Annotated in this window: 7 protein-coding genes; all 7 read left to right on the top strand. The window is 25.8% G+C overall.

Annotation, left to right across the window (positions count from 1 at the left end; genetic code table 11):
- Window positions 1-145: 145 nt before the first annotated feature.
- The 7 genes from FYJ26_RS09765 (at window position 146) to FYJ26_RS09735 (ending at window position 7504) form a co-directional block, all read left to right on the top strand.
- Window positions 146-1546 (top strand): sensor histidine kinase, encoded by a 1401-nt coding sequence (locus tag FYJ26_RS09765; protein ID WP_154541941.1) that lies wholly within the window; start codon window positions 146-148, stop codon window positions 1544-1546.
- A 533-nt stretch (window positions 1547-2079) separates the two neighbouring features.
- Window positions 2080-3267 carry a radical SAM/SPASM domain-containing protein gene (locus FYJ26_RS09760; RefSeq protein ID WP_154541939.1) on the top strand — a complete coding sequence of 396 codons (1188 nt, stop codon included), beginning with the start codon at window positions 2080-2082 and terminating at the stop codon, window positions 3265-3267.
- 14 nt (window positions 3268-3281) lie between these two features.
- Window positions 3282-4160, top strand: a complete 879-nt coding sequence (locus FYJ26_RS09755; RefSeq protein WP_154541937.1) for an ABC transporter ATP-binding protein — start codon at window positions 3282-3284, stop codon at window positions 4158-4160.
- Complete coding sequence (locus FYJ26_RS09750; RefSeq protein ID WP_154541935.1) at window positions 4138-4890, top strand: hypothetical protein; 753 nt, start codon at window positions 4138-4140, stop codon at window positions 4888-4890. The genes FYJ26_RS09755 and FYJ26_RS09750 overlap by 23 nt, the downstream gene beginning before the upstream one ends.
- Window positions 4891-5499: a CPBP family intramembrane glutamic endopeptidase gene (locus tag FYJ26_RS09745; RefSeq protein WP_154541933.1), complete on the top strand. Its 609-nt coding sequence runs from the start codon at window positions 4891-4893 to the stop codon at window positions 5497-5499.
- Entirely contained in the window at window positions 5499-5921 is a 423-nt protein-coding gene (locus FYJ26_RS09740; RefSeq protein ID WP_154541931.1) for a hypothetical protein, read from the top strand. Before FYJ26_RS09745 ends, FYJ26_RS09740 begins: the two co-directional genes overlap by 1 nt.
- A gap of 2 nt (window positions 5922-5923) precedes the next feature.
- On the top strand, window positions 5924-7504 hold the full coding sequence (locus tag FYJ26_RS09735) for an ATP-binding cassette domain-containing protein (protein ID WP_154541929.1): 1581 nt from the start codon (window positions 5924-5926) through the stop codon (window positions 7502-7504).
- The last annotated feature ends 489 nt before the right edge of the window (window positions 7505-7993 follow it).

The following is a 7993-nucleotide window of genomic DNA, read 5'->3' as shown; positions in this document are numbered from 1 at the left end:
CAATTAACATTTTTGCTATTTTACTTCTTCTTGTTTCCGGTCTTTTTCTTGGCATAAAAATTCCTCCTGGTTAGTTTTTCTTTACCCTAATCAGGAGGTTTCTATACACAAAACTTTACACAGTCTCTTTAATAGGTTTTTATTTTTGAACTTAATAATAATAGTGTCGATTGTATATGGATACTACATTATTTCATCAATTACCTTAGATTCAATAGGAAGTAATATTTTTTCAAAAGTAGCAAACCAGTATTCAGCAGACTATATTTTTGATAATAATAGGGTAGACAAAGAGAATCTAAATAAAATAAGAGGCATAAATGGATGGATTTTTATTATTAATGAAGACTTAAGTTTAGATTATACCTCTAATGATATAGCCCCAAATAATTATAATTTTAAAGATATTATAAACCTAAACAAAGGTATTTATGAATACAATGGGAAAAAGTATTTTGGATCTGTAAAAAGTCTAACTAATAATAAATACGGAGTTGTGGTAGTGCCTTCTAAATATATCAAGAATCAAATTTTACTTACCCCTCAAAAACAAAATCTTAATCTTTTTATTTTATTTTTTGTAATAAGAATTTTGATTTTTATATTAGGGACTTTTGTTGTATTGTTTTTGTTTTCAAGATTACTATTCGATAGATTACATAAACCATTAGAAGAATTAGAATACGGATTTTCAAAACTAAAAGAAGAGAAATATTCTTTTATTGAAGATTCGAATAATAGAATAAAAATTACTGAATTTTCTTATATTAGAGATGCATTTAATTCAACGGTTGAATCTTTAAGAGAACTGAAAAATGAAAGGATAGAGAATAAAGCTAGAAGAATGCAATTATTTGTTGACATAAGACATGATCTAAAAACTCCTATAACAGTGATTAAGGGGTTTTCTGAAGCGCTGATTAATAAGAAAATAGCAGAAAGAGATTTAAATAAGTACTTAAAAGCTATAAATAAAAATGCAATTATTATTGATTCATTATTAAATCAGATGTCAGAAATAATTGAGTATGAAGACTATAAGTATAAGTTAAATCTTGAAATTATAGATATTTGTGAATATATGAGACAGTCAATTATAGATTTTCTACCCGTTTTTGAACAACATAATATAGAGACAGAAATAAAAATACCAGAGGAACAATTATTTGTAGAAATTGATAAGAATATTTTTAATAGAGCTATAAAAAATCTAATGCAGAATTTAGTGGATCATAATTTTTCGGGTATAAAAGCATACTTTGAAATAAAGTGTTGTAGTAATAAAATATTAGTGATAATTGGAGACACAGGATGTAAAATAAATGAAAAAATAGCTCAAAATATATTTGATCCATTTGTAACCGATGATAGTTCCAGAAACAGTGCGAATAAAAATAAAGGCTTAGGTTTAGCTATTACAAAGAAGATTGTTGAGTTACATCAGGGAAGAATATACTTAACTCAGCAGAACACTAATAGTTACACTAAATACTTTACAATTGAGCTAGAAATATATAATTATGATAAACAAACGGTTAAAGATTAGAGTTAGTAACCTATCTATGATATGTCCTTACCTTACTGATGATTCATGAAAGGAGGGACATATCAGGTTGCTAGCTCTGTTTTTTTAAAGAATATTTATGTTAAAGTAAAGCAGATTTAATCTAATGTAAGGTTGCTGTTATATAAGAGAAATAATTAACTGATATTATATAGATATCAAAGAAATGGAGGTGAATTAAATGTTATTCAGAAGCAAAAAAGCTTTAGCACCAGGTTGTATTAGCGTTGGTCCTTTTGGTGTATGTATAAGCTATGGAAAGAATTGGTAAACATTATAACTCAGCAATTATATAACATTGAAAAATAATTGCTAAAAATTACTTAGTGGTTGCTATATGGATAATAAATCATTTCCAATATCAGTTATTAATTATTAAGGTCTAAGGTCAATCTTTATTTATGATTTGAGACTTCGAGATCATAGAGTGATTTCTAACTATATAGTTAATTCGTGATTATTGAATTCGATTTATTATTTGTAGCAACCTTTTTAATTTATTTGTGGGAGAAAATATGAATAAAAATGTAAAAATATTTAATGTTAATGGAATTAATATTATTGGAAACTTTAATAACGGTGCGGTTATTGGGCTTGAAGAAGATGCGCTAGATTATTTAGAAAAAGGTTCTCCATATAATAAGGATAAAGCATTAGAATTAGAAAGAGCGTTATTAGAATTAGGTTATTACGATGAGACCGATTTTCGAGTGGACTCTGCTTATTTACATGTTAATGATAGATGTAATCTACATTGTATCGGATGTTATTCTTATGTTGAAAATAGAAATAACAAGACGGAGTTAACCTATGAAGAAATCTGCAATATACTTAAAAAATTAAAGGAATCAGGTGTTAAAGGGATTGTAATATCTGGAGGGGAACCATTTTTAAGGGATGACATGGGTAAGATTTGTAGATATATAAAAGAAGAACTAAGAATAGAGAAACTGTGTACCATAACAAATGGAACTTTAGATATTGATAGGTATGCTTCAGCGATAGACTATATAGATGAATTTAATATTTCTATTGATGGATATAATGAACAAGTGCAATATATTAGGGATAAGGGGATAATGTCTTTAGTTCTCTCAAATATAAAGAGAATAAAAGAATTAACACCAAATATTAATTTGATAGTAACTTTACATAAGAAAAACTATAATGAAATGGGGAAATATAATGAACTTGCAGAAGAATTAGGTGTAAGTTATTCTTTCAGTATTTTTACAAACGAATTTGGAGATGAGGTGTTCAAAGATTATATTCTAGGAGATGATGATCTAGTAAAAATAGAAAAGATACTTATGGATTTAAATGTAAATACTAAAATATCGGACACACCAATAGGGACTTTTGGCATTAATTGTAGAAAAAGCTGTGAAGCTGGTAAGAAACTTATAAGCATAGATTCAAAAGGAGATATTTATCCATGTCATATGTTGCATTCTAGCAGATTCAAATTAGGAAATGCTTTAGAGACAAAAAATATTAAAGAATTACTAAAAAGTCCAAACAATATGTTCTTAGGAATTGAAGTTAGCAAAATAAATAATTGTAAAGAGTGCGAATACAAATATCTATGTGGTGGAGGATGTAGAGGAAGAAGTTTTCTTAAGTATGACAGTATACAAGAAAAAGACGCATATTGTGCATTAAATTATAGATATTTTAAAAATTTAATCGAAAATATAATTTAATTAGGGGGGGAAGAATGTGTTTATTAAAGATAGATTCTCTAACTAAAAATTATGGGGATAAAAAAGGTCTATTTAATTTTTCAATGGAATTAAATAGTGGAGATATTGTTGGTCTCATTGGAGTTAATGGAGCGGGTAAGACTACTTTATTAAATATGATATCAGGAAATATTATACCAGATTCTGGAGAACTTTTTTATAAAGAGAATAAAATGGAAATAGACTCTTCATATAGAAAAAATTTTGGAATTTCAGTGAATCCAGGATTCTATGACTATATGAATACTTATGAGAATTTAAGTTCAATATTATTTCTAGGTGAAGAGAAAGATAAAAATGAAATAGACGAAAAGATAAGAAATGTTTTAAATGTAGTTGGTCTTAATAATGTAGAAGGAAAAAAGATAAAGGAATTTTCCTTCGGAATGAAACAAAGACTTGGTTTTGCACAAGCGATTTTGAATACAAAATCTATAATGCTTTTAGATGAGCCATTTGTTGGACTTGATATTAATGGAAGATCAATGGTTAAGGAATACATAAAAAAAATGGTTAAAAACAAAAATTTAGCTGTTATTTTTTCAGACCATAATTTAGATGAAGTTAAATCACTTTGCAATAGACTTATAGTAATAAGAGGAGGAGAAAAAATATATGATGGGGATTTAGACATTAAGAGTTCAGTATTGATTAAGGTTAAAAGTACAATTGATTTGGATGAAAACTATGTAGAGATTCTAGATGATTTTACTGTAAAAATATCAAACCAAAATTTAAATAAAAAACTTGAATATATAGCTAAATTGACTGAAATTACAAAAATAGAAAGAATAATAAATCCGTTAGAAAAAATGTTAGAGGTGAGAACAGATGCTAAAAATAATAAAATTTGAATTAATTAAACAGTTAAAAAGAAAAGAAAACTTTATTCTTCTTTTTATGTTTTTAATTCCACTACTTTATTCTATTGGTGTTTATAACAACTCAAGTGTTATAACTTACAATAGCAATGAAGCAGTGAATGGGTTAGCTTTTGCAAATAGTATGTATGTTTTCGTTTATATGGTGTTTGTGTTTTATTTGATTTTAGCTATAAATAGTTCTAACATATTGAGAGGAGAGATAGACAACGGTAGTACTTCAATTATGTTAACAAGAATAAATAATAGAAAGAAGATTTATAATGCAAAACTATATGAACAAATTATTTATTGGGCGATAGTGACAATTCTGTTCATTCTATTTTCAATAATTTGCTACTATATTTTTGTTTCAAGATTAGATATATCTGATGGTAGACTAATAGGAACAAATTGGGCTAACGAGTTATTAGCAATTATCGCTATTTATTCATCATATATTTTCGTGATAAGCATGGTTCAAAGTATGAGTATGTATTTTAAATCTTATGTTTCCATAGGGATATTTATTGTAGTTTGGATAATATTGTTATATTTTAAAGAGTTTCCTGGTGTTAAAATCATTTCGCCAATATACTATCTTGAAAATCTAATAGATTCTGGGAGATTTTTAGATTTTATTAAGTTTATGATTATAAACTGGGGTCTGGTTATTATTTTTTCATTTATCGGAAGTAGAAAATTCACAAGGAGTGACATATAAATGCTTGAAAAAATTAAAAAACTTGATTTAAGTCGTTTTATATTTTTGAGTATTTTACCACAAATTTTAGTGTTTGCAATTAGCTTAGTTTTTATAGCTTTAGATTTGCAGTTTGATAAGTATGGCGTTATACAAACTTTTCTAATATTACCATTATCCTTTGTAATACTACCATACTTATTTTTGGTAAAATCAGGAGAAGAAATAAGCTTGAAGAACATCGGAATTAGAAATTTTAGTTCTAAAACAATATGTATTTTTTCTTTATTAATAATATTGATAACTGCTGTCATATATGGTTTAGGAAAATGGGATTACTCGATTATATTTTTTGCACTGCAAACATTAGTGGTATCAATATCTGAAGAATTATGGGCTAGGGGTATGCTTATTAATGAGTTAAAAAAAAGTAAGTTTTCTCAAATTATTTGTGTTTTAGTCTCAAGCCTAATATTTGCATTTATAACACATCAAAATCGACCTGTATATGAAAACCTAACCAATAGATTTCCTTTTGCCATTATTATGGGGTTAATATATTATAGGACTCAAAAAATTGAGTTGCCGATTTTAATACATTTTGCAAACAATATGATGGGAGGTATTTAATGTCAAAGATTATTAGGAAAAACTTGATGGGATCTTTACTTGTAAATGTTACAATGATAATTATTTTATCTATGCTAAAAGAAAAGTTAGAAGTAATTAGTTTTATGCTGATTGTGATAAGCCCAGTTTTATTTAGTATAATAATGTGTTATTTTCTAAATAAGGGCTATAGCATTAATCAAAAAGATAAGACTAAGGTAAATGTACTATACTTTTTTATGAATTTTATATTCTATGTATTCCTTTTTATAATGTTACGAGATGGCACAATAATTAATGATATAGTTTCAAAAGCACAAACGTTACAAACAGAATATATAACAGTTTCAAAAAATTCGAACTTTTTACTATCATTTGTTATTTTTCTCGTATTATCATATGTTGGTCATAAATTAGTGCTTGATAGAATTAGAGATGAGTAACTATGAAATTATATAAAGGGAAAGGAAAAATAATAATTCTAATTATATTACAGGTTATTTATTCTTTATTAAATTCTGGGTTTGCTATCTCAATAAAAAATATTACAGATTCAATAACGATAGGAAATTATGATGTATTTAAAAATAATATTATTAAAACAACTACTTCTGTTGCACTGTTAATATTTGTATTGCTAATATCTATAGTGCTAAAAAATAGTATTTCATCAGAATATATGAAAACTATTAGATTTAACGCATTAAAATATTTTTATAATACTAATACTATAGAGGTTAATGAAGAGGATAAATCTGAATTTTTTAGTTTTTTAACAAATCAATTAGACGTACTAGAAGAATCATATATTAAAATAAGGTTAGAAATCATTAGTGACTTAATATTGTTGATAATTTCTACAATAACAATAATTTATTTTAATGTATTATTTTTACCTCTTGTATTAATAATTGGACTAATATTATGTATCGCACCACTTATTTTAAAAAAATGGATTAATAAAGAAAGTGAATATAGGATTAAAAACTATGAAAAGTACATGTCTATTAGTAAAAACTATATAGATTTGTTTTATTTAATAAAATCCTTTAATATCATGGATAAAATATTGACTAATTTTAAATTAGTAGTTGATAATTCTGCGGAATCAAAAAAACGTTTAGAAAATAAGATTGGGATGGCTAATGGAGCTATATCATTCTTGAATTTAATTGTAACATTAATTATATATATATTAGGAGGGTATCTAGTTTTTGAAAAAACTATAAGCATTGGAATGCTGATAGCAGTAGCTCAACTTATGGCGAATGTAACTTTTCCTTTAACTAATATTATATCGGCAATAAATGAAATAAATTCATCTAAGCCTATTAGAGAGTCTTATAACGCTTTGTTGAATAATGGAAATAATGCTAAATCGAATATAAAAAAAGATATATTTCCAATAAAACTACAAAATATTTCATTTTCTAGCGAAGATAAAAACATATTAGATAAAGTGAATTTAAAGATAGATAAGGGTAAAAATTATTTGCTTTTAGGATCTAATGGATCAGGTAAAAGTACATTGGCTAAGATAATATCTGGAATTATAGATAACTATAAAGGGGAAATAATTAGTGGAAATAGTTGCCATTTATCAGAAATAATATATATATCTAAAGATAATCAGATATTTGATGATACAGTTAAAAATAATTTAGGATTATATGGACATTTTAAAATTGATGAGTCATACATAAAATTGTTTAATTTGAAAGATGACTTTTTAAAGAAAAATGCTAATGATTTGTCGGATGGTGAAAAACAAAAATTGATATATCTCAGAAGTTTAAAAGCAAATAAACAATTGATGATATATGATGAACCTGATTCATCCTTAGATGATCAATCAAGAAAAAGTATCATAAACGATATATTAGATAATGGGTTGACAAATATAGTGATATCACATCATCTATTTAGAATTATAGACAAATTTGATGAAATTTGGTCTGTAGAAAATGGCTGTATAAGGATATACAATAGTAGCTCTGAATTTTTAAATAAACAAAACATCCTATAAATATATTAGTGATAATTGACTTCCCTTAATTTGGAAGTCTTTTTTATTTGATAATTTTAAATTCTTATAATACATAAGGAATAGAATAAATACTTACTCAAAACTGCTCCATTTGTCCTAAGTAATATAGAGGAAAGAAAACTAAGGTTAAAAATATACCTAATTTCTTTGCCTGTGATATAGGAGGTGATTTTGGGAGAATGATTGAGGGTTACAAAAAGGAATGTAAGAATTCAATTATTTAAGATGGAATAGCGTTAAAAGGAGATTACAGTTTTGATGAACTAAAAACATGGTTAGATAGTAATTTATGAATCCCAGTTTATTAAACTCAAATAACCAAATAAAAGATACAAGATACAATCCACGAAGCAGTAAATCAAATCGGTTTACTGTTTTTTATTGCTCAAAATCAAAAAGAAAGGACAAAGAAAATAAAAAACATAGAAAAAAATTTTAATGAAAGAAGAAATCAAGCAGATACAAAAC

This window comes from Anaerococcus porci, assembly GCF_009696575.1.
GTDB lineage: Bacteria > Bacillota > Clostridia > Tissierellales > Peptoniphilaceae > Anaerococcus > Anaerococcus porci.
Note: the sequence above shows the minus strand (reverse complement) of the source record. Positions and strands in the feature narration are given on the sequence as shown.

Coding starts and splice junctions, on each gene's coding strand:
- FYJ26_RS09760 (WP_154541939.1), top strand. CDS start 2,080: ATGAATAAAAATGTAAAAATATTTAATGTTAATGGAATTAATATTATT.
- FYJ26_RS09755 (WP_154541937.1), top strand. CDS start 3,282: ATGTGTTTATTAAAGATAGATTCTCTAACTAAAAATTATGGGGATAAA.
- FYJ26_RS09745 (WP_154541933.1), top strand. CDS start 4,891: ATGCTTGAAAAAATTAAAAAACTTGATTTAAGTCGTTTTATATTTTTG.
- FYJ26_RS09735 (WP_154541929.1), top strand. CDS start 5,924: ATGAAATTATATAAAGGGAAAGGAAAAATAATAATTCTAATTATATTA.
- FYJ26_RS09750 (WP_154541935.1), top strand. CDS start 4,138: ATGCTAAAAATAATAAAATTTGAATTAATTAAACAGTTAAAAAGAAAA.
- FYJ26_RS09740 (WP_154541931.1), top strand. CDS start 5,499: ATGTCAAAGATTATTAGGAAAAACTTGATGGGATCTTTACTTGTAAAT.